Here is a 26,992-nt window from a genome sequence, read left to right on the forward strand (position 1 = left end):
AAGGGAGGACCATGAGCGAGATCCCCGAACCCGAGGAGTTCCGTGCCGAGGCCCGGCGCTGGCTGGCCGGCGCGGCGCAGGCACGCGCCGCGCGCCAGGAGTGGGGCAGCGGCGACGACTCGGTGGCCGTCTTCGAGAACTGGACCGAGACCGAGGAACGCGCCCACACCGACCGGATACGGGACTGGGAGCGCACCCGGTACGACCGGGGCTGGGGCGCGCTCGACTGGCCGCCGGAGTACGGAGGCCGCGAACTGCCCTCGTACTACGAGCAGTTGTACCGGACCGAGGAGGCCGCCTTCGACGTGCCCCGGCGCACCGAGGTGTTCCCGGTCACCCAGCAACTCGTTGCCCCCGCTATCCGCGTCTGGGGCACCGACGAGCAGAAGGCTCGCTGGCTGCGCCCCATGCTCCGCACGGACGAACTCGCCTGCCAGCTCTTCTCCGAGACCGAGGCCGGTTCCGACCTCGCCGCCGTCCGCACGCGAGCGGTACGCGAAGGGGACGGCTGGCTGCTGCGCGGCCACAAGGTCTGGACGTCCGGCGCCCGCGTGGCCACCTGGGGCGTCGCCGTCTGCCGCACCGACCCGGACGTGCCCAAGCACGCGGGCATCACGGTCTTCCTGGTCCGGATGGACGCGCCCGGTGTGACCGTGCGGCCCATCCGGCAGATGACCGGCGGCTCCAGCTTCAACGAGGTCTATCTCGACGACGTGTTCGTACCGGACGCCGACCGGCTCGGCCCGGTCGGGCAGGGCTGGCGGGTGACGCTCACCGTGCTCGCGGCCGAGCGGCTGGACTCCGGAGGCCTCGGGCTGGACAACGCCGACCGTGCCCTCCACCTCGCCCGCCGACTGCCCCGCCCGCTTACCGGCGGTGAACGGCAGCAGGCGGCGGACCTGTACGTCCGCACCCTCGTTCAGCGCCTCATCGGACTGCGCGTCACGGCAGCCGTGGCCGCCGGCCGTGAACCGGGCGCGGAGGCCTCCGTCGGCAAGCTCCACGCCACCGCGACCATGCGGGCCACCACCGACCTCGTACAGCAGTTGCTCGGACCGCGGCTGGCGGCCGACACGGGGGAGTGGGGCACGTTCGCCTGGACCGAGCATCTGCTCGGCGCACCCGGATACCGCATCGCCGGCGGCAGCGACGAGATCCAGCGCACGATCCTGGCCGAGCGGGTGCTGGGACTGCCCAAAGAGCCGAAAGGGGCGGTGAGTTGAGTACCGCGACCGACGTGACGGCACTGGCCGGACGGGTGCGCGAGCAGCTTGCCGCCCGGCATCCGGGCGTGCCCTTCGGGGAGTTGCGCACCCTGCCCGGCGGCCACTCGGGGCTCACCTACTCGATGGCGGCGGGATCGGACTCGTACGTCGTGAAGGCGGTGCCGCCTGGGCAGCAGCCCGTCGGGCGCAACGACGTGCTCCGCCAGGCCGAGGTGCTGCGTGCCCTCACCGGATCGCAGGTCCCCGTGCCCGAGGTGGTGGCCGTGGACGAGCGTGAACCGGCCTGGTTCGCCATGGATTTCGTGGACGGCGAGGCGGTCGAGCCGGTCCTGGACGAGCACCGGCTCGATCCGGGCCTGTGCCGGACACGGATGCTGGCCCTGGCCGGAGTACTGAGGGATCTGCACGGTACGAAGACCGGGGTCACCTCGGAACTCCTCGATCCGGCAGGCGAGTTGGCGCGATGGGGACGCACCATGCGGGCCGTGCCGGAGAACCTCCGGCCGGGTGCGGAGGAGTTGCTGAGCCGCCTCGCCTCGATGGTCCCGGACGGCATGCCACCCACCCTGACCCATGGCGACTTCAGGCTCGGCAACGTCCTGTGCCGCGGCGAGCGGCCCGCGGCCGTCGTCGACTGGGAGATCTGGGGCATCGGAGACCCCCGCATCGACCTCGGCTGGTTCCTCCTCTTCGCAGACCACCGGAACTTCCCTCAGCTGGGGCGCCCGGTACCAGGCCTGCCCACCGAGGAGGAGCTGCTCGCCGCCTACACGGACGGCCGCACCGAACTCCCCGACCTCGCGTGGTTCCGTGCCCTGGCCCGCACCAAGATGGCCGCGATCATGGGCCACAACCTGCGCAGACACCGCGAGGGCAAGCACCACGACCCCGACCAGGAGCGGTTGCCGCCGACCATCGCGGCGATGATCCGCAGGGCGCTCGACATCCTCGCGCAACGGTCTTGAAGGAGCACCACCATGGATTTCGGACTCTCCCCGAGGACCGACGAACTCCGCTCGCGCATGGCCGCGTTCATGGACGAGTACGTCCTTCCCGCCGAGCCCGTGTACGACCGGCAACTGGCCCAGGCGGGCAATCCGCACGAACTGCCGCCGGTCATGCGTGAGTTGAAGGAGAAGGCACGCGCCGAGGGGCTGTGGAACCTCTTCCTCGCACACGGCGACCGGGGTGCCGGCCTGACGAACCTCGAATACGCGCCGCTCGCCGAGCTGGCAGGTCGGTCGGTCATCGGCCCCGAGGTGTTCAACTGCTCGGCCCCGGACACCGGCAACATGGAACTGCTCTCCCTGTTCGGCACACCGGAGCAACAGGAGCGCTGGCTGAGGCCGTTGCTCACGGCCGAGATCCGGTCGTGCTTCGCGATGACCGAGCCGGAGGTCGCCAGCTCCGACGCACGCAACATCCGTACCCGGATCACCCGCGACGGCGACGAGTACGTCGTCAACGGCCACAAGTGGTACACCTCCGGGATCCTCGATCCGGACTGCCGGCTGATCATCCTGATGGGGGTGACCGACCCGGACGCACCCACGTACCGGCAGCAGAGCATGCTGCTCATCCCGCGAGACACCCCCGGCATCACTCTCCTGCGCGATCTGCCGATGTTCGGCTACACCGACCGCTGCGGCCACGGGGACGTCCTCTTCGAGGACGTACGGGTGCCTGTGTCCGCCCTGTTGGGCGGTGAGGGAGAGGGATTCGCCCTGGCCCAGGGGAGGTTGGGGCCGGGTCGCATGCACTACGCCATGCGCGCCGTCGGATTCGCCGAGCGGGCGCTGGAGTTGATGTGCCGCCGGACCCTGACCCGTACGGCCTTCGGCGGTGCCCTCGCCGAACAGGGGGTCGTCCGCGAGTGGATCGCCCGCAGCCGGATCGAGATCGAGCAGCTGCGGCTGCTGGTCCTCAAGTCCGCCTGGCTCATGGACACTTCCGGCAACGCGGCCGCCCGCACCGAGGTCGCCGCCATCAAGGTGGCCGCGCTGGAGGTCGCCCACCGGGTGGTCGACCGGGCGGTCCAGGCGCACGGGGCCGCCGGGGTCAGCGACGACACCGTACTGGCGCGGCTGTTCGCCATCACCCGGGCGCTGAAGATCGCCGACGGGCCCGACGAGGTGCATCTGCGGACCGTGGCACGCCGTGAACTGACCAAGTACCGCGAGGAGTCGGCATGAGCGGACACGCACTGAACGGCCGCGTCGCCGTGATCACCGGCGGTTCCCGGGGCATCGGCCTGGGCATCGCCAAGGCGTACCGGGAGGCGGGCGCCCATGTGGTGATCGCCGCCCGCAAACCGGACGGACTCGCCGTCGCACGCGAGGAGTTGCTCCGGGTCAAGGGCGACGGCGAGATCCACGAGGTGGTCGCCAACGCCGGGGAACCGGACGACGCCGAGCGCTGTGCCGAGGAGACCATGGCGCGGCTCGGCCGTCTCGACATCCTGGTCAACAACGCGGCCACCAACCCGTACATGGGAGACCTGCTCGACCTCGACCTGCCGCGCGCGGAGAAGACCGTACGGGTCAACCAGTACGGCATGATCGCCTGGACCCGGTGCGCCTGGCGGGCGTGGATGGCGGAGCACGGGGGAGCGGTCGTCAACATCGCCTCCGTCGGCGGGCTGATCGTCGATCCGCACATCGGCTGGTACAACGCCACGAAGGCGGCGATGCTGCACATGACACGGCAGCTCGCGTACGAACTCGGCCCGCGGGCGCGGGTGAACGCGATCGCGCCCGGCCTGATCAAGACCGAGCTGGCGCGGGCCGTCTGGGAGCCGAGGGAGCCGATCCTCACCGCGAAGCTGCCGCTGCGCAGGCTGGGCACGGTCGAGGACGTGGCGAACGCGGCGGTGTTCCTCGCCTCCGACGCGTCGGCGTGGATGACCGGCCAGACGCTGGTCCTGGACGGCGGAGCGACCGTGCTGCCGATCGGGGTGGACGCATGACGACGGCCTCCCCGACGAACCGCGACACGGACCTGTTCTCGCTGCACGGCCGGACGGCCGTAGTCACCGGTGCCTCCTCAGGGCTCGGGGCCCGGTTCGCGACCGTCCTGGCCGCCGCCGGCGCCACGGTGTTCGCCGCGGCCCGCAGACCCGACCGGCTGAAGGAACTGGCCGACGACGATCCGCGCATCCACCCCGTCGTCTGCGACGTCTCCCGGGAGGCGGACCGCGTGCGACTGGCCGAGACCGTGCTCGCGGCCGGCGGACGCTTCGACATCCTCGTCAACAACGCGGGGGCGCCCGGAGCGGTACGGGCCCAGGACGAGAGCCCCGACGACTTCGCGGACGTACTGGCCGTGAACCTCGTGGCCGCCTTCCACCTCGCCCGGCTGCTGGCCGAGGCGCCGACCTCCGGCCGTACGAGATCCATCGTGAACGTCTCTTCCGTCCTCGGGCTGGTCTCCGGTGCCCCGATGGGCGGTGCGGCGTACGCCGCCTCCAAGGCCGGACTCCTCGGGCTGACCCGTGAACTGGCCGGTCAGTGGGGGCAGTCGGGGATCCGCGTCAACGCCCTGGCCCCCGGCTGGTTCCGCACCGAGATGACCCATGAGCTGTTCGCGGACGAGCGGTCCCGGCGATGGGTCGAGCGCGGCACGATGCTCGGCCGGGGCGGCGAACAGGGCGAACTGGACGGGGCGTTGCTGTACCTGGCCTCGGACGCGTCCTCGTACTGCACCGGGCAGGTGCTCACCGTGGACGGCGGGTGGACGGCGCGATGAGGGTGACGGTCGAGGTCGACGGTGACGGCATGGCGCGCGTCGAGATGCGCCGCGGGGACGGCAACGCGATCGACCTGGCGATGGCCGGGGGGCTGCTGGACGCCGCGCGGGAGTGCGAGCGGGCCGGAGCGCGGGCGGTGCTGCTCACCGGGCAGGGGCGGCACTTCTGTGTCGGAGGCGACCTCAAGGAGTTCGCGGCCCTCTCCGAAGAGCGGCTGGTCGCGCATCTCACCGAGGTCACCGACGCGCTGCACGGAGCGCTGCGGATCCTCGCCGGTCTCGACGCGCCTCTCGTGACGGCCGTGCAGGGGAGTGCGGCGGGGGCCGGCCTTGGGCTCGCCGCGGCGGCCGACCTGTGCCTCGCGGCCTCGGACGCCGGCTTCACCGCCGCGTACACCGGGATCGGGTACTCGCCGGACGCCGGGGTCAGCTGGTCGCTGCCCCGGCTCGTCGGACCGAGACGGGCGATGGACCTGCTGCTGACCAACCGCAGGATCCCGGCCGCCGAGGCCCTGGAGATGGGACTGGTGAGCAGAATCGTCGAGCCGGAGCGGCTGTACGAGGAGGCCGCCGAGGCCGCGAGCGCGCTGGCGCGCGGGGCCACGGGGGCGTACGGGGCGACCCGGCGGCTGGTCGCCGGGTCGTTGTCGACGGGGCTCGGCGAACACCTCGACGCGGAGGCCCGGCAACTGGCCGCCGCCGCGGTCTCCGCCGAGGGACGGGAAGGCGTGGCCGCGTTCCTCGCCAAGCGCCGGCCCGACTTCACGCACGCCCCGGTCCCGTGAACACCGGGGTCGGGCCGGGAGCCGCTCTTCCCTTCGTCACCGTCCTTCCATTCGTAACCGACTTGAACTTGGGTCTACTCTCGGACACCCGAGCGGTGATCGGAGCCGGTCGTGGAGAGAAGAGGGAGAGACGATGGTGAGCGCGCGGATCGTGGATCCGGACGAGGGGCCCAGGTCCAAGCGGACGGCGATCCTCGTGGCGGCCGTGGAACGGTTCGGGGAGGACGGCTACGAGAACACGAAGTGGTCCGAGGTCGCCGACCGGGTGGGTATCGGGCAGACCGCCCTGTACCACTACTTCGAGTCCAAGGCGCACTGCCTGCTGACCATCATGCGCTTGGAGCTGCAGCGCTCCCACGACATGTTCGTCGAGGCCACGGCCGGGAAGTCGGAGCCGGTCGAGGAGCTGCGCGCCGGGGTCCGTACCGCCTTCGCGGTCACTGAGCAGGAGATCCGCCAGATGCGCATCCTCCAGGCCAACATGTCCCTGCTCGCGACCCCGCGGAAGTCCAAGCGCGAGGAGACCGAGCGCGTAGCGGCCCGCCAGCTGGTGCAGATGGTCGAGCGGGACTGGACGAGCCTGCTGATGCGCGGCATGTCCAAGGGAGCCTTCCCGGTCCGGGACGCGCACACTCTCGGGCTCGCCGTTCTCGGAATGATCGTGAGCGTCTGGCGCTGGTACCGCCCGAGCGGAGCCATCCCGCTCCCGGAGATCAGCGACATGATCGAAGGATGCGTGGTGCGCATGGTCGCCGAATAGCGGTCCGGGCCCCCCGGCCACGTCCCGCCTCTTGCCGGGGGCGGGACACCCGCCTTACATTCAAACTGAAGTGAACTCAGGTTGTTTTAGGACGCAGGAACGCTGACAGGAAACGCTGAGGAGAACGATCAGCATGGTGCTTCGCGCATACATGGCCGCCATGGACGGCCAGGATCCCGACAAGGCCCTGGAACTCCTGGAGCCCGACTTCCGCTTTCTCATCGCGCTTCCCGGCGGGCAGCGGACCGGGGAGTCCCGCGAGGACTTCGCCGGCTACATCGCCGGGCGTGCCGCGGTGGACCGTACCCACGAGATCGTGCGGAGCTCGGTCGACGGCGACGTCGAGACGGTGTACGGCTTCGTGGTCGAGAAGGGCGTGGCCACCGGCGCCTTCCTCTCCGCCGCGCAGATCTCGCCCGCCGGGCTGATGGCGCGCTACCAGTCCTTCTTCACCACCGACTTCGACCTGGTGGACCGGCCATGACGACTCAGTCCCGCGATTCCCGGCCCGCCGCCTCGCAGCTCGGCGCCTCGTTCCTGACCACCTGGTTCGCGATCCTGGACGGCGAGGACGCCGACCGGATCCTCGACCTGATCAGCGACGACTTCTCGTTCGCCATCCTCTTCTCCACCGGCGGCGACGGTGCGACCGACTTTCACGGCGGCCGGGCCGAGATGGAGGGCTACCTCGCCCAGCGCGAGGTGGGCGTCCGCACCCACCACCTGCTCTCCGCGAGCACCGTCGGCCAGGACGAGCTGTTCCTGGGCGAGGTGCGGCGCCACGGCGAGCTGGAGGCGACCTTCGTGGCCTCCGCGCGCCTGACCGACACGGGCCGGGTACGGCGGCTGATCATCGGGCGCTCGCCCTCCGTGCTGTTCACCTGACGAGCCCCCGGAAGCCCGAGAAGTCCGAGAGGTGTGAGGAGAGACGATGTACAACCTCGTGCTGCTGGCCGCCCGGCCGTCCGACTGGACCCATGAGCGGTTCATCGACTGGTGGCGCGGCGACCACGCCGAACTGACCCGCACCCTGCCCGGACTCAGGTCCTGGCGGCACACCGAGATCGACACGGCCCTCGAACCGCGCTCCGAGGGCTGGGACGGCGTCTCCATCCTGGGCTTCGACACCGCGGAGGACCTGCGGAAGGCCCTCGACAGCCCCGAATGGGCGGCGGCCGTGGCCCAGGTCGGCGACATGAAGGGCCGCCGGATCGCGGTCATGGGCGGCGAGAAGGACATGCTCGCGGGCTGAGCGGGCTGAGCGGATCTTGTGGGCCGAGCGGGCTCAGCGGGTCCGGCGGGCCGAGCGCGTCGGTGGGCGGGCCGGCCGGCGGGGACGAACATCATCACCCTTCGCGCGACGAGGCGAGGAAGCGGATGCGACAGACAGTACGAGCTTTCCAGGAGCGGGCCGAGGAGGCCGACTTCACGGCCGTCGTCGACGACGTCGGGCCGCACACCGCACGCGAACTCCTGGCGCGCGCGGCCGACCTGGCCGACACCATGACACCTGACGGAACACCCGGCGGCACGGTCCTCCTCCAGGCCGACAACACCTGGCGCACGGTCACGGCGACCCTCGCCGTGGGGATGACCGGCGGTGTACTGGCCCTGGTCAACCGGCATACGACCCGGGCCGAGTTCGCCGCCGCGCTGGAGGACATCCGCCCCGACGTCGTGATCGCCGAGCCGGCCGCGCTCCAGGAGTGGCACGGCCGGGAAGGCATGCCGGGCGCGCGGCATGCCGAGGCCCTGGACGGCTGGACGGTCCTCGCCGGCCGCGGCCCGCGCGATGTCTCCCGCTGGTCCGGCGGCACCCTCATCGGCCTCACGTCCGGCTCCACCGGACGGCCCAAGGGCGTCGTCCAGTCCGAGAGCGCACTGCGGTACGCCTGCTCCAGCACCGCCGACATCAACGGGCTGCGCGACGGTGACGCCGTGGCCGCCGTCGTCCCCCTCTCCTCCACCGCCGCGTACTGCTTCGGCGTCTGTATGGCGCTCATGCTCGGCGGACCGCTCGTCCTGAGCGGACGATGGGACCGCGAGGAGGCGCTAGCGCGGATGGCGGCCCACGACGTCCGGTGGACCATGTGCGTGCCGACCATGGCCCTCCAGATGGGCTCGGCGGCGGCCGGATCGCGCGTCCTCGAAGGGGTCCGCTCGATCACCGTCGGCGGCGGCCCCATGGACCGCGGCGCGCTCGCCCGCGCCGAACGCTCCCTCGGCACGAGGATCCTCAGGGTCTTCGGCATGTCCGAGTGCCTCGGGCACACCTCGCCGCGACCCGAGGATCCCGAGGAGCTCCGCCTGGACCGCGACGGCCGCCCCTTCCTCGGCACCCAGCTGCGTGCGGTCGCCCCGGACGGAACGGTCCTGGGACCCGGCCGGACGGGCCGGGCCGAGGTCCGCGGCCCCTCCCTCTTCCTCGGCTACGCCCGCGACGGCAAGGTCGAGCCGCCCACCCTCACCCCGGACGGCTTCTTCCCCACCGGCGACCTGCTCATGACCGGCGACGACGGAACGGTCACCATCATGGGCCGCGAGAAGGACGTCATCATCCGCGGCGGCCGCAACCTGGACATCACCGAGATCGAGCGCGCCGTCGCCGGGCACCCCTCGGTGGCCCGCGTCTGCGTGACACCCGTACCGGACCCGCTGCTCGGCGAGCGCGCCGCTGTCCTCGTCGTGCCCGAGGACAGCGGCGACGCCCTCGGCCTCGACGAGATCACCGCACACCTCGCCCGCACCGGCCTGTCCAAGGCCAAGTGGCCCGAATTTGCCTTCACCGTGGGCGAGTTGCCGCAGACGACCGTCGGCAAGCTGGACCGGTCGGGAGCCCGCGAACTCGCACGCGAACTGCACGCACGGCTCTCCGCCGAACCGGCCCCGGAACAGGAACGACAACTCCCTCCTCAAGGAGACGCATGACCTCCCCCACGACCCGCGTCACCCGCTTCGACCGCGGCAGGTGGGCGGAAGCGGGAGCCGAGACCGTACGCCCCGGCGTCCACCGCATCCCGCTGCCGCTGCCGGACGACGGACTGCGGGCCGTCAACGTCTACGCCCTCGAAGGGCTGACGGAAGGGGTGGTCCTGATCGACGGGGGCTGGTCGATCCCCGAGTCCCGCAAGGCACTTGAGGACGCGCTGGGCGGGCTCGGCCACGACCTCGGCGCGATCAGTCACGTCCTGGTCACCCACATCCACCGCGACCACTACACCCAGGCCGTCGAACTGCGCAGACTGCTCGGCTCCCGGGTCTACCTGGGCTCCGGTGAGCGTCGCGGCCTGGAACTGCTCGGCGAACTGCGTACGGACCAGCCGGTCGGCTCACTCGGGACGCTGCGCCGGGCCGGCGCCCACGAACTCGCCGAGCGCATCGCCGCGATGGACCACGGCGGTTTCGACCCGAGCGTGTGGGAGGCGCCGGACCGCTGGCTGGAGAGCGAGGAACTCCGGTTCGGGGACGTCAGGTTGACCGTCGTACCCACGCCCGGCCACACCCGCGGCCACGTCGTCTACCTCGACCGGGCCCGGGGCCTGCTGTTCTCCGGGGACCATGTGCTGCCGCACATCACCCCCTCCATCGGCTTCGAACTCGGCGGCGGCACACTGCCGTTGGGCGACTACCTCGACTCGCTGCGGCTGATGACCACGCTCGCCGACACTCAACTGCTGCCCGCACACGGCCCGGTCGGCGACAGCGTCCACGCACGCGTCGGCGAGCTGCTGGCCCACCACGAAGACCGGCTCGCCGAGACACTCACGGTCCTCGGCGACCGTACGCTCAACGCCCATGCCGTGGCTGGGGAGTTGGGCTGGACCCGACGCAAGGTGGCCTTCGCCGACCTCAGCCCGTTCAACCAGATGCTCGCCGTCAGCGAGACCGCGGCACATCTGGACGTCCTGGTGGCCGACGGCCGCGCGCACCGCACACAGGAGGACGGCGTCGACCTGTACGCCGCCGCTCCCGCCACTGCCTAGCGGGCCCCTCCTCGAACAGGCCGCACCAGCACCCTGAGACATCACAGGATGTGCCCGTCCCCGTTGGATGCCAAGGTCGGTGACCGTGACCATCGAACGGAGGAACCGATGCTGACGTCACGGCTGTTGAGGTCCCGAACAGGCTCGGCGGCCGTCGCGGGGTCGGCCACCGTCCTGCTCGCCGGGGCCGGGCCGCTCGCGGCCACGCCCGCCCAGGCGGCGCCGCGTCCGTGCCCCGGCGCAGGCGCCGGTGACCCGGCCCGCTGCGCCCAGGTGACCGGCATCGACCCGGGCTCGGCCCTGGTGATGCGCACCGCACCCGACTACGGCTCGACGCCGGTGGCCCGCTGGGGCAACGGGCAGTGGCTGGAGGCCAACTGCTGGACCACCGGCGACCCGGACGCGGACGGCCACGGCTACCGCTACTGGATGAAGGTCTCCACAGGAAGCTCCAGCGGCTACGTCAACGACTGGTACCTGGACGCGGGTGGCCCGGGCATCTGGAAGTCCCAGATCCCGCAGTGCTGAGCCGGGCCGTGCGACCGACTCACCGCGTCTACTGCGGCGGGGCGGGGCGCACGGCCGGTACTCCGTATGGCGGGGCCGCCGGTCAGGTCCCCGTCCCACTCATCTCGCCGTCCAGCCCCCGTCGACGTACAACTCCGAGCCGGTCATGAAGCTCGCGTCGTCGGAGGCGAGGAAAGCGACCGTCGCCGCGACCTCCTCGGGTGTGCCGAGGCGGCCGAGCGGGGTGCCTTCGAGCATGGCGGTCAACCGGGGGGTGTCGCGCCACAGTTCGCGGGAGCGGGGTGTCTCGATGAAGCCGGGATGCAGGGAGTTGACCCGTACGCCGCGCTTCGCCCAGTGCAGCGCGGCGTTCTTCGTCATGAGGCGTACGGCCCCTTTGGCCGCGTGATACGAGAACTGGGCGCCGAAGCCGCCGACCGTGCCGAAGATCGACGCGACGTTGACGATCGAGCCGCCGCCCGAGCGCTCGATGGCCGGGCCGCCGTGCTTCATGCCGAGCCAGACACCGGTCTGCGTCACGCCGATGACCCGGTCCCAGGTCTCCTGGGTCTCCGTCTCGACGGTGGCCATCGCGGCGATGCCGGCGTTGTTGACGAGCACGGACAGACTGCCCAGCTCGGCGGTCGCGCGGGTGACGGCCGCCTCCCAGGCCGACTCGTCGGTGACGTCCAGGGCCAGGCCCACGGCACCGCCCCCGACCTCCTCGGCGAGTTTCGCGCAGAGGTCCGCGTCGACATCGGTCACCACCACCGCCGCGCCCTCGGTCGCCAGTCGACGTACGACCGCGTCGCCGATTCCTCCGGTCGCGCCGGTCACCAGCGCCACCTTCCCGGCCAGTCTCGGTTCCATCGTGTCTCCCACGTGCTCAGTCCTTGACGCCGCGCCAGGCCAGCGCGCCGCCGTCGATCACATACGAGGAGCCCGTGATGAACGCCGCGTCGTCGGACGCGAGGAAGCAGGCGAGGCGGGCCACCTCCTCCGGCCGTCCGAGCCGGTCCACCAACTGCGGTGCGGTCAGCTCCCGTTCCATCGCGTCACGGTCCTCGGCCGCCGCGAAGAAGTCCTGCGCGAGCGGTGTGTCGATGACCCCGGGGCAGAAGCAGTTGCAGCGCACGGGGGCGAGATCGACGGCGGTGACCTTGGTCAGATGGATGACCCCCGCTTTCGTGACGCCGTAGGCGGGGGCGTTCGGGAAGCCGACCAGACCGGAGACGGAGGCGGTGTTCACGATGGCCGGGCCGCGCCGGGAGGCGCGCAGGAAGGGCGCCGCGTACTTGGTGGTGAGCCACACGGCCTTGAGGTTGACCTCGTAGACCGCGTCCCACACCTCCTCGGCGAGTGTGTCGACGCTCCGGCCGGGGGCGGCCGTGAACGTGGTCTCGATCACCCCGGCGTTGTTCACCAGCACGTCGAGCCCGTCGAACCGCTCCGCCGCACGCGTCACCATGGCCTCGATGTCGTCGCGCACCCGCAGATCGCAGACGATCGACTCGGCCTTCGCGCCCGCGGCGCGCACCAGCTCGGCCGTCTCGGCGGCGGTTTCGGCGTTCCGGTCGGCGACGACGACCGCCGACGCCCCTTGGCGGGCGAACTCCACGGCGATCGCCCGTCCGATGCCCTGGCCCGCCCCGGTGACGAGGGCGGTCCTGCCGTCGAGAGAACCCATCATTCCGTTCGCTCCCGTCCGTGAGCCGTCGGGTCCAGGAAACTGAACCAACTTCAGTTCGATGTCGAGTCTAGGTCCAGGACGCGAGGGCGACAAGGCTCGGAACAGCTCGGAACACGCCTTCGGCCGGGGGCCCGGCGCCGCCCGGTGGCAGGGCGGGCCCAGGGAGGCGTACGTATGGCCGCTGAGGTCCCCTCCGTGGCCGCGCGGACCAGTTCGCGCCGAGCGCCCCGTGCATAGGTTTCCGGCAACACCGGCGAAGTGCTGCGCCAGGAGGCCGTGGACGGCGGAAACTCCATGCCGCACTCCGGGCGGCGGGACCTCAGCGGCAGGAGGTCAGGCCGGTGAAGTCCCGTGCCAGGCACCTGGCACCGCGTGCGCTCGGCTCAGCCCGGTTGCCTGATGCTCTCGATGATGCGGGCGAAGCTCTCCTCTCCGTGGCCTGCGTCGATCTGGCGTCGGATGAGCCGCTGGACCATGCCGACGACCTCGGTGCTGATGCCCTGGTCGGAACTGGCGGCCAGGAGATGGTCGAGGCTGGAGAACTCAAGGCTCTGCTGTCCGGCGACGGTGTAGTCCCCGCCGTCGACGACAGCGGCGAACCCTTCGAAGGCACCGGTCATGGCGGCCAGCCACGGCGTGGCCAGGGCGGCGAACTCGCGCGCTGTCACACCGGCCGGCGCGACCATGGCGGCGCCGTGCGCGAATCCGGCGAACATGACGTACATGCCCGCGAGCAGGGCGAGGTCGTACAGGGACGCCAGCCCGGCGTCCTCACCGAAGTAGGTACTGGTACCCCACAGTTCGAGCAACGGCTTGTACTCGTCGAAGACCTCGGTCGATCCGCTGTAGAGGATCGATGACCCGGGCCGGCCGATCATGCCCGGCACGGCCATGATTCCGCCGTCCAGATACGCGACCCCTGCCTGGGCGGCCCACTCCGCCAACTCCCGTGCCTGCGCCGGAGATGTCGTGGTCACGTTGACCAGGGTTCGTCCGGCCAGTTCGTCGGAGAGCGGATCGAGCACCTCATGGACCGAGGCGTGGTCCAGCAGACACACGACCACCAGTCGGCCCGCCAGGACCGCGTCCCGGGCCGTGGCGGCCACCTCCGCACCCTGCGCGGCGAGTTCGTCCGCCTTCCCCGGCGAGCGGTTCCAGCAGGTGGTCGCGTGTCCGGCCTTCACCAGGGCGCCCGCGAGAGCGGTCCCCATCGCACCCAGCCCGAGAACACTCACCTGGACACTGCCTGCGGTCGTGGTTTCCGGGTTGTCTGTCGTCATTTCCGGCGTTTCCCCTCGTGTTTGCGGTTCGGTTCGATCCTCTCCGCGGCCGGTAGGGTTGACCAGTACTGACTAATTAGTCGGGTACTCACCTGGTGGTAAGTACCTCTTGGGGTCTTGGTCTTGGTTCTTGGGCATTGGGGGACGGATGGCGACTACGGCACGACGTGGTCCCTATTTCTGCGGCATCGACGCGGCCATGGACGTGGTCGCCGGAAAGTGGAAGTCGCTGATCCTCTGGGAGTTGAACCACTACGGGGTCCGCCGGTTCGCCGAGCTGCGCCGCGGACTGCCGGGCGTCAGCGAGAAGATGCTGATTCAGCATCTGCGGGAGATGGAGGAGGACGGGCTCGTCCATCGTGAGGTGTACCGAGAGGTGCCGCCGAAGGTCGAGTACTCCCTGACGGAGCACGGCGTCTCGCTCAACGCCGCCCTAGCCTCCCTCGGAGCGTGGGGCACCGAACGCATCCGGCGGATCGGCGCCGAGAAGGTCCCCGTCGACGTCACGGGGACCCCTCGGAGCTAGGTACCTGTACTGCCGGGTACAAGCCGCACTACGCGTGCCTGTCCTGCCGTGTCGGCTTCAAGCAGTATGCGGATTTCGGACGCGCGCACCCGTGCCCGAACCGCGCCCGCCCTCTGATGTGCGCCGGTCCGGGGTTCCCGCCCCGCCTTTGTCCTCGTCCTTGTCCGCGTCCTCGGGGTGGTCGGGGGCGGTGTAGCCGACGTCGGTCGTGTCGGTGAGCGGGGGAGTGGTGAGTTCGGCGACCGCTGCTGCCAGTTGTTGTCGCAGTGGTTCGGGGAGGGGCTCGCCCTGGACGGCGCCCACCATGTCCTGGGCCAGGTGGTGCAGCTTGGTGTTGGTGTTCTGGGAGACCGTCACCAGGACGTTCCAGGCGTTCTCCGGGCTCAGGCCGAAGGAGGCCATCAGGACTCCGCGGGCCAGGTCGATGACCGGCCGGGTCCGCATGGCGCGCTTGAGCTGGACGACTTCCGCGCGCAGGTCCCGCTCGGCATCGTCGGGCAACGCGTCCTCCTCCGTGGGGCGTTGTTTCGTGTCGGGGCGCGCGTCCATGCCAGGAGGGGCCACGGCCCTGGCGACCTCACCCGCGGGCGTGTACGGAGGTGCGAAGGCGGGCTCGAACAGCGGCGACGTCTCGGTGACGGCGAGCAGTCGCTCGACCACCGGGCCGGCGGCCTGGACGACGACGGTCTTGGCGTCCTTCAGCGCACGCCGACGCAGGCGCAGCAGGACGTTGAGGCCGGAACAGTCGCAGAACTCGACTCCGCTCAGATCGAGATCCACGCCCGTGACCGACTGGGCGAGGGCTCGACGCAGCTCCTGTTTCAGCAGCTGCTCACCGTCGAGGTCGATCTCCCCGGCGATCACGACGGCTGTACGCGCGCCGACTTGGTGTGCCTCGATCTTCAGGGACGCCGACGGGGGCCCCTCCGCCGCGATGACTGATGCCGCGCGGACGGGCTCGTACCCACTCTCGAACTGCGAGGAAAGTGCGGTGTCTCGCATGGCAGCCGCTCCTGAGGCATCCGGCCGTCTCTAACGCCACCAGGCTCAGCTTCCGAGGCTCACACGTCAAGCGATACATGAAAATTCTTTCGCCCTTTTGAATGCGTGAATGACAGGTCCTATGCTGTGGCGCATGGGTGGAGTACCTGAGACACATTCCGGCTGGACGTTCCTCACCAACCACGCCCGCGTACTGGCTGCCATCGCGGATGACCAGAACACCCGTATCCGGGACATCGCCGCGCGCTGCCGACTCACGGAACGCGCCGTGCAGAAGATCATCGCCGATCTGGAGCAGGGTGGATACCTCACCCACACCCGGCAGGGGCGTACGAACGAGTACCACATCGAGCCGGGGACCGGCCTGCGCCACCCGGCCGACGCCGGGCTGTCGGTCGCGGGTCTGCTGTCCGTGCTGGCGCTGCACGACGCCGAGCGCGACACCAGAGCCCAGCGACTGCAGACGGCGTCCGTCGCCGAACAGGGTTCCACCGCCGACGAGTGACGAGTGGCGCCAGGGCCACTCCGACCGCGGCAAGATCGACTGGTGAGGCCCGGCACTCAGGACTACCGTCGGTACAGCGAACGTGGGCCTTCACGACGTCGTACGGCGTACCCGCAGGACAATCCCATGACGGACGGTCACGCGACACCCTCGGAAACTGCCAAGTCCCCGGAGCGGGGCCGAGGCAGGGGGATCGCACTTCTCGTCATCGCCTCCTGCCAGTTGATGGTGGTCCTCGACATCACCATCGTGAACATCGCCCTTCCGCACATCCAGAGCTCGCTCGGCTTCTCGACCGAGAACCTGTCCTGGGTGATCAACGCCTACACGCTGACCTTCGGCGGTCTGCTCCTGCTCGGCGGGCGGTTGGGCGACATCCTCGGCCGTCGCCGGGTCTTCATGTTCGGCGTCCTGCTCTTCGTGCTCGCCTCGCTGCTCGGCGGACTCTCGCAGGAATCCTGGCAGTTGCTCGCGGCGCGCTCGCTGCAGGGTGTCGGCGGTGCCATCGCGTCCCCGACGGCTCTCTCGCTGATCACCACGACGTTCGAGGAAGGGCCCGAGCGGAACAGGGCGTTCGGCGTGTTCGCCGCGGTCTCGGCCGGCGGCAGCGCGATCGGCCTGCTGGCCGGCGGACTGCTCGTGGAGTGGCTCGACTGGCGCTGGGTCCTCTTCGTCAACGTGCCCATCGGCCTGCTGATCGTGCTGGCGACACCCCGCTACATCCGGGAGTCCGAGCGCCATCCGGGCCACTTCGACATCCTCGGCGCGCTCACCTCCACCGTCGGCATGGTGATGCTCGTCTACGGATTCATCCGCGCCTCGGAGGACGGCTGGAGCGACAGCCTCACCCTCGCGGCCTTCGCGGCGGCCGTCGTGCTCCTCGCCGCGTTCATCGCCATCGAGCGCCGGTCGAAACAGCCCATCACACCGCTGTGGATGTTCCGCGACCGCAACCGGGCGGGCGTCTACGCGATCATGCTGAGCCTGGCCGCGGCGATGTTCGGGATGTTCTTCTTCCTGACGCTCTTCGTGCAGAACATCCTGGGCTTCAGCCCGCTCGAAGCCGGTCTCGCCTTCCTGCCGGTGAGCGCGATCATCGCCATCGGCGCGGGATTCGCCTCACAACTGCTGCCCAAGTGGGGGCCCAAGCCCTTTATGACGGTGGGCGCGGTCCTGTCCGCGATCGGACTGGGCTGGCTGACCCTGACCGGGGTCGACAGCACGTACGCGGGCAGCATTCTCGGCCCCATGCTGGTCTTCGGCTTCGGTATGGGTCTCAACTTCGTGTCGCTGACGCTGATGGCGGTCTCGGGAGTGGAGTCGAAGGACGCGGGAGCGGCCTCCGGGATCCTCAACGCCACCCAGCAGGTGGGTGGTTCGCTCGGTCTGTCGGTCTTGGTGACCGTCTTCGGTACGGCCAGCCGCAACGAGGCCACCGATCAGGTCAGCGACTTCATGGCGGAGGCGACCCCGGCCCAGCGCCTCGAGTTCCGCAGAACCGGGGAACTGCCGTCGCCCTGGAGCGACCAGGTGCTGACCTCGGGCATTTCGGCCGCGTTCGTCGTCGCGGCGATCATCGCCGTCGTGGGCGCTCTGGTCGCACTGATCGTCATTCAGGTACGCCCCGACGACCTGGAGCGCCTCCAGGGAAACGGTGCCATGGCGCCCGTGGCGGCCGGCGATGTTCCGGAGGCGGAGGCCAAGGACGTACCGGAGAGCCCGGCCGACGCGAGCCGGCCGGCTTCGGACCCGCCAGGGTCTCGCCAGGGACCCCACGAGGACCCTCCCTCGCACGGCTGAGCCTCAAGGCAGCGGCTGTTCCGTCCAGATGACCTTCCCGGCGGGGGTGTAGCGCGTGCCCCAGCGTTCGGCGAGCTGGGCCACGAGGAACAGGCCACGTCCGCCCTCGTCCGTGCTGGCCGCGTACCTCAGGTGCGGTGAGGTGTTGCTGCCGTCGAAGACCTCGCAGATCAGGCTGCGGTCGCGCAGCATACGGACCCGGATGGGGCCGGTGCCGTACCGGATCGCGTTGGTGACCAGCTCGCTGAGCATCAGCTCGGTGGCGAACGACAGGTCGTCCAGCCCCCACTCCGTCAGCTGCCGGGTGACCGACGCGCGAACCTCGCCGACGGCGGCCGGGTCGGACGGCACCCGCCACTCGGCGATGCGGTCGGCTCCGAGGGCACGGGTACCGGCGACGATCAGGGCGATGTCGTCACCGGGTCGGTCGGGGAGGAGGGCGTTGAGGACGCCCTGGCAGGTGTCCTCGGGCGACCGGCCGGCGCCGGCCAGCGCGGTACGCAGCAGTTCGAGGCCCACGTCGATGTCCCGCTCCCGGTCCTCGACGAGCCCGTCCGTGTAGAGAACAAGGCGGCTGCCCTCCTCCAGCGTGAGTTCGGCCGTCTCGAACGGGAGGCCTCCCAGACCGAGCGGCGGACCCGCGGGCACGTCGGGGAACTCCACGCTGCCGTCGGGGCTGACGACGGCCGGCGGCGGGTGACCCGCCCGGGCGACGGTGCACTTCCGGGAGGTCGGGTCGTAGACGGCGTACAGGCAGGTGGCGCCGGTGATCGCGGCGCCGCTGTCCTCCGCGGCCTCGTCCTGGTCGATGCGGCCGACCAGCTCGTCGAGGAGCCCGAGCAGCTCGTCGGGCGGCAGGTCGAGCGCGGAGAAGTTGTGTACGGCGGTCCGCAGCCGCCCCATCGTCGCCGCGGCGTGCAGGCCGTGGCCGACGACATCGCCCACCACGAGCGCGACCCGGGCGCCGGACAGCGGCAGTACGTCGAACCAGTCGCCACCCACCCCCGCCTGCGCGGGCAGATAGCGGTAGGCGATGTCCAGGGCGCTCTGTTCGGGCAGATTGCGGGGCAGCAGACTGCGCTGCAGCGTCACGGCCATCGTGTGCTCGCGCGTGTAGCGGCGCGCGTTGTCGATGGAGACCGCGGCACGGGCGACCAGCTCCTCGGCGAGGGCCAGCTCCTCCGCGTCGAACGGCTCGGGCTTCTCCGAGCGCCAGAAGTTGACCACGCCCATCACCAGGTGCCCCACCCGCACCGGAACGATGATCAGCGAGTGGATCCCGTACTCCACGACCTGCGCGGTGCGCTCCAGATCCTGCGCGAGCCACCCCGGAGCCTCCCGGAGGCTGGGCTCGACCACGGCCCGGCCGGTGCCGATGCTGCGGGCCTGAGGCGTGGACGCGACGAACCTGATCCGCTCGCCCACCGGATAGAGAGGAGCGTCCTTGCGGATGCCGCTGAACGCCGTGCGGCGCAGATCGGTGCCCGCCTCCGGCTCCTCGCCGCTCAGTACGGCGTCGGCCAGGTCCACGGTGACGTAGTCCGCGAACCGCGGCACCGCCACCTCCGCCAGTTCCTCGGCGGTACGGGTCACGTCCAGGCCCGTACCGATGCCCACCCCGGCGTCGTACAGGAGCTTGAGATGCTCCCGTGCCACTTCGGCCTTTCCGGACAGGGCGCGCAGCTCGGTAGAGTCACGGAGTGTCGCGACGCTGCCGGCCGGGCCGCCCTTGAGGTCCGTGGGCCGCTGGTTGATCGCCAGCAGCCGGTCGCCGACCAGGTGCACCTCGTCCGTCGCGACGCGCCCCGAGGCCAGCAGGCCGGCCGTGTCCGCGTCGAGGCCGAGTTCGAGCACATGCCGCCCCTCGGCGTCCCTGGGAAGATCCAGCAGCCGGTGCGCCTCGTCGTTGGCGAGCAGCAGCCGCCCCTCGCCGCTGGCGATCATCACGCCTTCCCGGACCGCGTGCAGCACCGCGTCGTGGTGCTCGTACATCCGGGTCATCTCGAACGGGCCCAGCCCGTGTGTCTGGCGCAACAGCCGTCTGCTCACCAGGGCCGTCCCGCCCAGGGCCAGGGCGAGTGCGACGGCCGCGGCCGTCAGCAGGAGCGGGAGCTGCCGGTCCGCGACACCACCGACGTTCTCGGTCGTGATGCCCGCCGACACCAGGCCCACGACCTTGCCGTCGTCCGACTTGACGGGAACCACGGCCTGCACCAGCGGCCCGATGGTCCCCGTGATCTCCTCGGTGAAGGAGCGGCCCTCCAGTGCCGGTTCGAGGGTCCCGACGAACTTCTTGCCGATCCGGTCGGGCTTGGGGTGGGTGTAGCGGACCCCGTCGGTGTTCATCACCACGATGAAGTCCACCTTGGACTGCTCACGGGCCGCCTCGGCCCGCGGCTGGAGGATCGCGGTGGGATCGGGGGAACTCAGGGCGTCGCGGGTGCCGGGAGCGTTGGCGAACGTCTCGGCGACGGCCAGGGAACGGTTCGTGGCCTCCTGGGTGCTGTCGTGCCGCACCTGCAGCACCAGGGCCACCACCGCCGCCACGACCAGCAGCAGCACGATCGCCACTTGCAGGACGAACACCTGGCCCGCGAGGCTGCGCCCGCCCAGCCCGGACCGCGGCCGCGCCGAGGGCCCGTGCCCGCCGTCGTGGGCCACCCGGGGATCGACTGGATGGCGCGGCGTCTGCCGAGCTCGCCGTGCGTGCGCCCGGCGAGGGCGGTCACGCCTGCGCCGCGCACGCAGGCCATTGAGGCGGGGGGTCGACCGAGCCCAGGATCGACCCAAGAGTCGGACCATAAGCCCATGTCTACACTGCCGGACGCCATGAGGCGAGAGGGTCGTACCCCGGGAGGGGCCCCGGCCCCCGGGCCAGGGTGGCCCAGACCAATGGCGGGAGGTGGGCCTCAGGTCCGTGGGGCGGCACGGCTCGGGCACATGGGGTGGTACGTGGTGGCCGCGGCCCGGTGACGACGGTTCCGGGCCGTTCGGCGCTGCCGTCGGCGCGATCTCGCCGCATCATGGAGAGGGGTTCGTTTACGCACATTTGTTCCTCAAGTGCGGGAGGTCGTCATGCACACCCCGGACCGGTACCGGCTGACCTTCACCCATGGGGGATCGGGTGTCGGCGCGACCACGGACAAGGTGGTCGTCGAACGGACCGACACCCTGGGACCGGGCGGAAACCCGGTCTACTGCGATCCCACCGGCATTCTCCGTGCCGAGATCAGCCCGGCCGGCGAGGTGCGGATGCTGGCCAGCGGCGGCTACCAGTCACCCCTGCCACCGTCCGCCGAACCGCTCCGGCAGTCCTAGGAGAGTGCGGGGAACCCCAGGTGGGCCTTGGCCGACTGCTAGACGAGGAGCAGCGCGGCGGCGCTGCTCGCGCCGACGGAGGCACCCGCCACTGTCTGTGCGGTGGAGTGGTAGCCGAGCGCGACCCTTGACCAGCACACTCCGGCCACGAGGACGTACGCGGCGAGCCACCACACGGTGTGCGTGGCGGCCAGCATCGCCACGACCCCGGACGCGACGGCGGAGTCCACGCTGATCTTCCACGCCGTGTTCACGGCGAGCAGCACGACCGTCGTGGCCCACAGTCCGAGCATCGCGACCAGGATCCCCGTGGGTGCGCCGCCGAGGAGCATGACCAGGGTCCCGAGCCCGAGGGAGCCGAGGATCACGAAGAAGATCGGTGCCCGCTGCGTCCGGTCCACCACATGCCGGTCGCCCCAGGTGCCGCGCCCGCGCTCCCACTGGATGTACGCGGCAGGCACGATCCCCGCGCACAGGGCGCCTAGCAGGCCCCACGGAACGCCGGTCCAGTCACCCGCTGCGGCCGCCCCGATCCCGGTCATTCCGGCGACCAGGACATTGCGGGGCTGAAGGACGTCGGTCAGGACGCGGGCGATTCTCATGTACTCGGCTTCACGGGTTCGGGGCGGGTGGTCGGGCAGCGGCCCAGCATGTCATGTACGGCACGGGCGGCGGAGTACGTCACATGGCACGACGCGCCTGGCCGAAAGAACCGTTGGTCCTGTGCCGGGTCCCGATTAGCGTGCCTTTCAACCGGTCATCAGGGGGAAACGGCATGTCAGCAGGGCCCGTTGTCGATCTGCGGCAACTCGGAGGGGACTTCACCCGCGATCCGTATCCCGTCTACGCCGAACTCCGTGCGGCCGGGCCCGTACACCGGGTGCTCGACACCGACGGCGAGGAGTTGTGGCTCGTCGTCGGCTACGACGCGTGCCGCACCGCCTTCACCGACCCCCGGCTCAGCCGGGACTGGCGCAAGTCCGGGAACATCGGCCAGATCATCAACACCCGGCAGGACCAGCCGGCGCTCGCCCACATGCTGATGTCGGACCCACCGGACCACACCCGGCTACGACGGCTGGTGGCAAGGGAGTTCACCCCCCGACGTATCAACGCCCTGGCCCCCCGGGTCCAGCAGATCACCGACGAACTGCTGGACGCGATGCTCGCGGGGGAGGGGCGGCAGGCGGATCTGGTGGCATCCTTCGCCTTTCCCCTGCCCATGACCGTCATCTGCGAACTGCTCGGCGTGCCCGCGCTCGACCGGGACGCCTTCCGCGGCTGGTCCAACGAGATGGTCGCCCGTACGAGTCCGGAGGCGGAGGGACGCGCCTACCAGGAGATGCCGGCGTACCTCGCCGAACTCGTCGCGGCCAAGCGGAAAGTGCCCGGCCAGGACCTGCTGAGCGCGATGATCCACACCGTGGACGAGGGCGGCGACCGGCTCTCGCCCGACGAACTCATCGGCATGTGCGTGCTGTTGCTCATCGCCGGCCACGAGACCACGGTCAACCTGATCGGCAACGGCATGCGGGCCCTGTTCGCGCATCCCGGCCAACTGGCCGACCTGCGCGCCGACTTCGGCCTGCTCGACGGAGCGATCGAGGAAATGCTGCGCTATGACGGCCCGGTGGAGAACAGCACGGACCGACTGGCGCTGGAGGACGTGGAGATGGGCGGGGTGACCATCCCCGCCGGCTCCACCGTCCTGATCGCCGTGGGCGGCGCCGACCGTGATCCGGAGCGCTTCCAGCAGGCCGACCGGTTCGACATCCGCCGGGACTCCCGCGGCCACGTTGCCTTCGGCCACGGCCTGCACTACTGCCTGGGCGCCCCGCTGGCCCGGTTGGAGGGCCGCGTCGCGATCCGTACGCTCCTGGAACGCTGCCCGGACCTGACACTGGACGCCGACGAGACCGAGCTGCCGTGGATGCGGGGACTGTTGGTCAGGGGCGCCCGTGAACTTCCCGTGCGCTGGTGACCGTCGGCATACCGCGCCGGTGACCGACGGCGAGTCACCCCTCGCCGGTTACCAGTAGTAACCGGACCGCTCTCGCCGGGATCTCGGCCGCCACCAGTACCTACGCGGTGGCGGTCCTCATCGACAACATGACTTCGCGGCGCCCGGCAGGCCTGTCTGCCGGGCGCCGCAAGGCGTTTCCGGTCCGGCGCCCGCTCTGTGGCGATGAAGGCGGCACGGATGCGGCGCGCGCTCGCCGCTCCCGCTCTGGGGTAAGGTCCTCGTCACTTCGGAGGCGCCCGTATCTCTCTGTCACATTGCCCGGCCGTGTACACCTGCCGGACGACGGGGCGTACGCGGACGAGGAGCAAGAAGCCGTATGGCGCCCCCGGGTCGGCTGGTTCATGAGAGGTTGCTATGAATCCGCGGGATGTTTGAACACTCGGGGCCTCCCCTCCGTATAGGGCGGGGGATTTCCATGCCGGCTCCGGCAACAGAAGCGTAGGAGTGGATCCTTGGGACGCAACACGCGCAGACGCCCAACAGGCGCACGACGCGCGACCATTGGGGCGGTCGCGCTGATGCTGGGGGGAGGCGGGCTGGTAGCGGCGAACGTCTACGCGACGGCCTCCGAGAGTGGTCAGGGCCAGGACGGTCAGGTGCTGGCCTCGGGAGCCGCCACGATCGACTGCCCGGACGTGGGCAGCCGACTGACGGCGGTGCCGGACCAGGCGAAGGCGGAGGTCGACACGGAACTCGCCCTCCTGGACAAGCAGATCGCCGAGGCCTACCAGCGGTTGCAGCAGTCGGGGCAAGCCATCCAGCAGGACGGCGCCTTCGCCGAGAACTCGATCATGAATCCCCTGAAGGAGAAGCGAGCCGCGACCATCGAGCGGATCGCGATAGCCGTCGACCGGGTGGGAGACCGTCCGCAGGGTCTTGAGCCCTTCGCGGCCTGCATACTTCGCGCCTCGGGCAACCAGGGCGGCGACGGCCAGAACGGCGACCAGGGCGGCGAAGGCCAGCAGCAGGGCGGCGAGAACCAGGACGGTCAGGGTCAGGACGGTCAGAACCAGGGCGAAGGCCAGGACAACGGCCAGAACCAGGACAACGGTCAGGGCCAGGGCGACGAGCAGGGCGATCAGCAGGGCGGCAACGGCGGCCAGGCCGGCAATGGTCCTGTGGCCGCCGACTTCGTGGACATCAAGACGGTCCAGCCCAACGTGCAGAGCGCGCGCAAGCAGGGCAACGCCTCCCGCGGCACGTTCAGCACCGCCTGCGGTGTGAACGCGAACGGCCTGTTCAACTCCGACAACGTGATCGTGGCCCCCGGTGTCACCAACGGCGCCCACCACTTCCACGACTACGTCGGCAACCAGGACAACAACGCCTTCGCGAGCGACCAGGACCTGGCCAACGGCGACACGTCCTGCGAGAACAAGGGCGACAAGTCCTCGTACTTCTGGCCCGTGATCCGTCTGCAGAACGGCGCCCAGGAGCAGGACGCGGGTTCTCCCGGCGGCGGCATCGAGGGCAACGCGGGTGAGATCGTCACGCCCAAGCAGGTCACCATGACCTTCGTGGGCAACGCGCAGAGCAAGGTCACCGAGATGCCGAAGCTGCTGCGCATCATCACCGGTGACGCCAAGGCGTTCGTCAACGGCACCGCCAATGCCAACGCCTCGTGGAGCTGCACCGGGTTCGAGGACCGGCAGTTGAAGGACAAGTACCCGCTGTGCCCCCAGGGCAGTGACGTGGTCCGCACCTTCAAGTTCCAGAGCTGCTGGGACGGCAACAACATCGACAGCGCCAACCACCGCACCCACGTGGCCTTCGCCGACGCCAACGGTGCCTGCGGGAACGGCTTCAAGGCCATCCCGCAGCTCGTCCAGCGGATCGTCTACGACGTCGACGCGCCCAGCCTGAACGACGGCGGCCGGACGACCCCGCTGTTCGCGGTCGACTCCTTCCCCGAGCAGCTGCACAAGCCGGTCACGGACCACGGCGACTTCATCAACGTCTTCGACGAGGACCTGATGGGGGAGATGGTGGACTGCATCAACGGAGGCCGGAAGTGCGACGCCGCCGACGGTGCGGGTGGCGGCGCGGGCGAGGAACCGGGTAACAACTCCCCGTCGCCGACGCCCGAGAACCCGCCCGGCGGGAACAACGGGGACGACGACCCGGCCGACAACGGGAACGGGAACGGTGGTGAGAACACCCCGTCGCCCACGGCCACCGCCCCGTCCGGTGGGAACAACCAGGACGACGACCCCGCCGACAACGGTGCCGAGAACACGCAGAAGCCCTCCACCGACAGCACGCAGGCCCCCGACCCCGCCGACGGCGAGGACCAGGGCAGCGGCGAAGCGGTGCCGAAGGTCGATTCGTCCCCGTCGGCCGTCCAGAGCGAGGCGGCCGCGGCGACGGGGGGCGACGACAACGACCTCGGCGGCGCCGTGCCGGGCCCCGAACCGTCGAGCGCCTCGGCGCTCGTACCGCAGGCGACCTCGGGCGGACTCGCCGACACCGGGACGCAGTTGTGGCCGGCCGCGGCCGGAGCACTGCTCCTGCTCGCGGGCTTCGTACTGCTCCGCCGCATCAACAGCAGGCAGACGTGACGCGGTGACGCCAGAACGAGGCAGCGCCACAACGCGGTAACGGCGCACCGCACCAACGGCGCAACGAGGTGGCGCCGCATCGCAGTGACGGCAGCGAGGAGCCGGCCGGGGAAACCCGGTCGGCTCCTCGCTCGTGTGCGCGCCCGTCTACCGCGGCGCCTCGTCCGGCCCCGTGCCGAGCACTCCGGCGATGAAGCTCGCCAGTTGCTTCCGCAGTTCCTCCCGGGCCGCGCCCTTCTGGCCGGCCAGGTGCTCGACGAGGTCGGCTCGGACGGTGGCGAGCAGTGCGTGCGCGGTGAAGTCGCTGTTGGTGAGACCGGGAACCCGCTCCAGTGCGGACCGGAGCAGGCCGTGCCATCGCTCGTAATGCTCCGCCTGGTAGGGGCTGTCGCTGCCGGTCGCCTCCAGGGCCAGGGCGAGATGGCGGTTGTCGAGCTTGAAGCACAGGAGCGCGTCGAGCAGGGCGGGTACGCGCTGAAGCGGCGGAGTGCCGGGCCCCAGTGGGGGTGGGCCCTCCTCGACGGCGCTCCCGACCGGTTCGAGTCGTGTCGCGTACAGCGCCCGGATCAGTCCGGTGCGGTCGCCGAAGGACCGGAAGAGCGTTCCCTTGCCGACGCCGGCCGCCGTCGCGATGTCGGCCATGGTGACGTCCTCGGGGCTCTCGCACTCGGTGAAGAGCGTGTCGGCGGCCGCGAGTACGGCAACCCGGTTACGGGCCGCGTCCTTGCGTGGCCTGCGCTCGGTCATGCTGCTCCTCCATTTGCAAAGCGGACCCAGGGTCCGTATCTTCAATCGAAACGGACCGCTGGTCCGTATCGTACTGGACGGAAAAGCGCATGCCCGCGAACACCTCACCGGCGGAGCTGTACCGCCACAGCCTGCGGTTGCTGCTGGAGAAGGACATTCCCGCCTGGGTCGACCTGTGGGCCGAGAACGGCATCCTGGAGTTTCCCTTCGCGCCCCAGGGCTGGCCCGGGCGGCTGGAGGGCAAGGAGGCCATCGCCTCCTACATGCGCCACTATCCCGACCACATCGACCTGCACGACTTCCCCGACGTGCGGATTCACCAGACCACCGAACCGGACGTCATCGTCGTCGAGATGCGCGGTGTGGGCCGCCTGGTGGAGACCGACAGCCCCTTCGACATGACCTACATCGCCGTAGTGACCGTCCAGGAGGGGCTCATCTCCTCCTACCGCGACTACTGGAACCCGCTCGCCGTTCAGGAACCCGGCGTCGACTTCGTCGCGAGCGGCACCCGATGAGCATCACCGGCACCGCTCGG

General features: G+C 70.5%; 27 protein-coding genes. 20 read left to right on the plus strand and 7 right to left on the minus strand.

The features are described from left to right. Positions 1 to 11: 11 nt before the first annotated feature. From ACH4YP_RS34640 to ACH4YP_RS34700, 13 genes are all read left to right on the plus strand, one after another. Entirely contained in the window at positions 12 to 1,223 is a 1,212-nt protein-coding gene (locus ACH4YP_RS34640) for an acyl-CoA dehydrogenase family protein (RefSeq protein ID WP_398494806.1), read from the plus strand. Beyond that, positions 1,220 to 2,191 carry a phosphotransferase family protein gene (locus ACH4YP_RS34645; protein ID WP_398494807.1) on the plus strand — a complete coding sequence of 324 codons (972 nt, stop codon included), beginning with the start codon at positions 1,220 to 1,222 and terminating at the stop codon, positions 2,189 to 2,191. The genes ACH4YP_RS34640 and ACH4YP_RS34645 overlap by 4 nt, the downstream gene beginning before the upstream one ends. 12 nt (positions 2,192 to 2,203) lie before the next feature. Then, complete coding sequence (locus ACH4YP_RS34650; RefSeq protein WP_361066876.1) at positions 2,204 to 3,418, plus strand: acyl-CoA dehydrogenase family protein; 1,215 nt, start codon at positions 2,204 to 2,206, stop codon at positions 3,416 to 3,418. After that, positions 3,415 to 4,191 carry an SDR family oxidoreductase gene (locus ACH4YP_RS34655; protein WP_361066873.1) on the plus strand — a complete coding sequence of 259 codons (777 nt, stop codon included), beginning with the start codon at positions 3,415 to 3,417 and terminating at the stop codon, positions 4,189 to 4,191. The genes ACH4YP_RS34650 and ACH4YP_RS34655 overlap by 4 nt, the downstream gene beginning before the upstream one ends. Further along, positions 4,188 to 4,970 (plus strand): SDR family NAD(P)-dependent oxidoreductase, encoded by a 783-nt coding sequence (locus ACH4YP_RS34660; protein ID WP_398494809.1) that lies wholly within the window; start codon positions 4,188 to 4,190, stop codon positions 4,968 to 4,970. Before ACH4YP_RS34655 ends, ACH4YP_RS34660 begins: the two co-directional genes overlap by 4 nt. Further along, positions 4,967 to 5,755, plus strand: coding sequence for an enoyl-CoA hydratase-related protein (locus ACH4YP_RS34665; protein ID WP_398494811.1), 789 nt, complete (start codon positions 4,967 to 4,969; stop codon positions 5,753 to 5,755). The genes ACH4YP_RS34660 and ACH4YP_RS34665 overlap by 4 nt, the downstream gene beginning before the upstream one ends. A gap of 133 nt (positions 5,756 to 5,888) precedes the next feature. Beyond that, positions 5,889 to 6,515, plus strand: a complete 627-nt coding sequence (locus ACH4YP_RS34670; RefSeq protein WP_361066864.1) for a TetR/AcrR family transcriptional regulator — start codon at positions 5,889 to 5,891, stop codon at positions 6,513 to 6,515. Between the two features lie 133 nt (positions 6,516 to 6,648). Further along, entirely contained in the window at positions 6,649 to 6,999 is a 351-nt protein-coding gene (locus ACH4YP_RS34675) for a nuclear transport factor 2 family protein (protein ID WP_361066862.1), read from the plus strand. Continuing rightward, complete coding sequence (locus ACH4YP_RS34680; protein WP_361066860.1) at positions 6,996 to 7,400, plus strand: hypothetical protein; 405 nt, start codon at positions 6,996 to 6,998, stop codon at positions 7,398 to 7,400. The genes ACH4YP_RS34675 and ACH4YP_RS34680 overlap by 4 nt, the downstream gene beginning before the upstream one ends. Positions 7,401 to 7,446: 46 nt before the next feature. Next, positions 7,447 to 7,767 carry an EthD family reductase gene (locus ACH4YP_RS34685; protein WP_361066857.1) on the plus strand — a complete coding sequence of 107 codons (321 nt, stop codon included), beginning with the start codon at positions 7,447 to 7,449 and terminating at the stop codon, positions 7,765 to 7,767. A 125-nt stretch (positions 7,768 to 7,892) separates the two neighbouring features. Then, complete coding sequence (locus ACH4YP_RS34690; protein ID WP_398494813.1) at positions 7,893 to 9,443, plus strand: class I adenylate-forming enzyme family protein; 1,551 nt, start codon at positions 7,893 to 7,895, stop codon at positions 9,441 to 9,443. Next, positions 9,440 to 10,498 (plus strand): MBL fold metallo-hydrolase, encoded by a 1,059-nt coding sequence (locus tag ACH4YP_RS34695; RefSeq protein ID WP_398494815.1) that lies wholly within the window; start codon positions 9,440 to 9,442, stop codon positions 10,496 to 10,498. Before ACH4YP_RS34690 ends, ACH4YP_RS34695 begins: the two co-directional genes overlap by 4 nt. A 108-nt stretch (positions 10,499 to 10,606) precedes the next feature. Next, on the plus strand, positions 10,607 to 11,026 hold the full coding sequence (locus ACH4YP_RS34700; RefSeq protein ID WP_398494817.1) for a hypothetical protein: 420 nt from the start codon (positions 10,607 to 10,609) through the stop codon (positions 11,024 to 11,026). Positions 11,027 to 11,125: 99 nt separating this feature from the next. Here the strand turns inward: ACH4YP_RS34700 and ACH4YP_RS34705 are convergent, their stop codons facing one another. The 3 genes from ACH4YP_RS34705 to ACH4YP_RS34715 form a co-directional block, all read right to left on the minus strand. Continuing rightward, positions 11,126 to 11,875 carry an SDR family NAD(P)-dependent oxidoreductase gene (locus ACH4YP_RS34705; protein WP_398494911.1) on the minus strand — a complete coding sequence of 250 codons (750 nt, stop codon included), beginning with the start codon at positions 11,873 to 11,875 and terminating at the stop codon, positions 11,126 to 11,128. A gap of 16 nt (positions 11,876 to 11,891) precedes the next feature. Further along, a complete protein-coding gene (locus tag ACH4YP_RS34710; protein ID WP_398494819.1) occupies positions 11,892 to 12,695 on the minus strand; it encodes an SDR family NAD(P)-dependent oxidoreductase in 804 nt (267 codons plus the stop codon). A 383-nt stretch (positions 12,696 to 13,078) separates the two neighbouring features. Then, positions 13,079 to 13,975, minus strand: a complete 897-nt coding sequence (locus ACH4YP_RS34715) for an NAD(P)-dependent oxidoreductase (protein WP_398494820.1) — start codon at positions 13,973 to 13,975, stop codon at positions 13,079 to 13,081. A gap of 148 nt (positions 13,976 to 14,123) precedes the next feature. On the opposite strand from ACH4YP_RS34715, the gene ACH4YP_RS34720 reads away from it, so the two are divergent. Next, positions 14,124 to 14,501, plus strand: a complete 378-nt coding sequence (locus tag ACH4YP_RS34720) for a winged helix-turn-helix transcriptional regulator (protein ID WP_398494822.1) — start codon at positions 14,124 to 14,126, stop codon at positions 14,499 to 14,501. 57 nt (positions 14,502 to 14,558) lie between these two features. Here ACH4YP_RS34720 and ACH4YP_RS34725 read toward each other — a convergent pair whose 3' ends face one another. Then, positions 14,559 to 15,503 (minus strand): anti-sigma factor antagonist, encoded by a 945-nt coding sequence (locus ACH4YP_RS34725; protein WP_398494824.1) that lies wholly within the window; start codon positions 15,501 to 15,503, stop codon positions 14,559 to 14,561. 133 nt (positions 15,504 to 15,636) lie between these two features. On the opposite strand from ACH4YP_RS34725, the gene ACH4YP_RS34730 reads away from it, so the two are divergent. After that, positions 15,637 to 16,008 (plus strand): helix-turn-helix domain-containing protein, encoded by a 372-nt coding sequence (locus tag ACH4YP_RS34730; RefSeq protein ID WP_361066830.1) that lies wholly within the window; start codon positions 15,637 to 15,639, stop codon positions 16,006 to 16,008. Between the two features lie 126 nt (positions 16,009 to 16,134). After that, positions 16,135 to 17,808 carry an MFS transporter gene (locus ACH4YP_RS34735; RefSeq protein WP_398494826.1) on the plus strand — a complete coding sequence of 558 codons (1,674 nt, stop codon included), beginning with the start codon at positions 16,135 to 16,137 and terminating at the stop codon, positions 17,806 to 17,808. A 3-nt stretch (positions 17,809 to 17,811) separates the two neighbouring features. Here ACH4YP_RS34735 and ACH4YP_RS34740 read toward each other — a convergent pair whose 3' ends face one another. Then, positions 17,812 to 20,610, minus strand: coding sequence for a SpoIIE family protein phosphatase (locus ACH4YP_RS34740; RefSeq protein ID WP_398494827.1), 2,799 nt, complete (start codon positions 20,608 to 20,610; stop codon positions 17,812 to 17,814). Positions 20,611 to 20,883: 273 nt separating this feature from the next. Between ACH4YP_RS34740 and ACH4YP_RS34745 the strand changes: the two genes are divergently transcribed. Continuing rightward, a complete protein-coding gene (locus ACH4YP_RS34745; protein ID WP_361066821.1) occupies positions 20,884 to 21,126 on the plus strand; it encodes a DUF6296 family protein in 243 nt (80 codons plus the stop codon). A 38-nt stretch (positions 21,127 to 21,164) separates the two neighbouring features. Here ACH4YP_RS34745 and ACH4YP_RS34750 read toward each other — a convergent pair whose 3' ends face one another. Continuing rightward, a complete protein-coding gene (locus tag ACH4YP_RS34750; protein WP_361056377.1) occupies positions 21,165 to 21,728 on the minus strand; it encodes a hypothetical protein in 564 nt (187 codons plus the stop codon). 173 nt (positions 21,729 to 21,901) lie between these two features. Between ACH4YP_RS34750 and ACH4YP_RS34755 the strand changes: the two genes are divergently transcribed. Next, a complete protein-coding gene (locus tag ACH4YP_RS34755) occupies positions 21,902 to 23,107 on the plus strand; it encodes a cytochrome P450 (protein WP_398494830.1) in 1,206 nt (401 codons plus the stop codon). A 560-nt stretch (positions 23,108 to 23,667) separates the two neighbouring features. Beyond that, a complete protein-coding gene (locus ACH4YP_RS34760) occupies positions 23,668 to 25,707 on the plus strand; it encodes a DUF1996 domain-containing protein (RefSeq protein ID WP_398494913.1) in 2,040 nt (679 codons plus the stop codon). Positions 25,708 to 25,854: 147 nt separating this feature from the next. On the opposite strand, the gene ACH4YP_RS34765 is transcribed toward ACH4YP_RS34760, so the two are convergent. Next, a complete protein-coding gene (locus ACH4YP_RS34765; RefSeq protein ID WP_398494832.1) occupies positions 25,855 to 26,454 on the minus strand; it encodes a TetR/AcrR family transcriptional regulator in 600 nt (199 codons plus the stop codon). Between the two features lie 89 nt (positions 26,455 to 26,543). Here ACH4YP_RS34765 and ACH4YP_RS34770 point away from each other — a divergent pair, with 89 nt between their 5' ends. Then, positions 26,544 to 26,972, plus strand: a complete 429-nt coding sequence (locus ACH4YP_RS34770) for a nuclear transport factor 2 family protein (protein ID WP_398494833.1) — start codon at positions 26,544 to 26,546, stop codon at positions 26,970 to 26,972. Positions 26,973 to 26,992 lie beyond the last annotated feature (20 nt).

The organism is Streptomyces sp. NPDC020747 (assembly GCF_044334695.1).
In the GTDB taxonomy this organism is placed as follows: domain Bacteria; phylum Actinomycetota; class Actinomycetes; order Streptomycetales; family Streptomycetaceae; genus Streptomyces.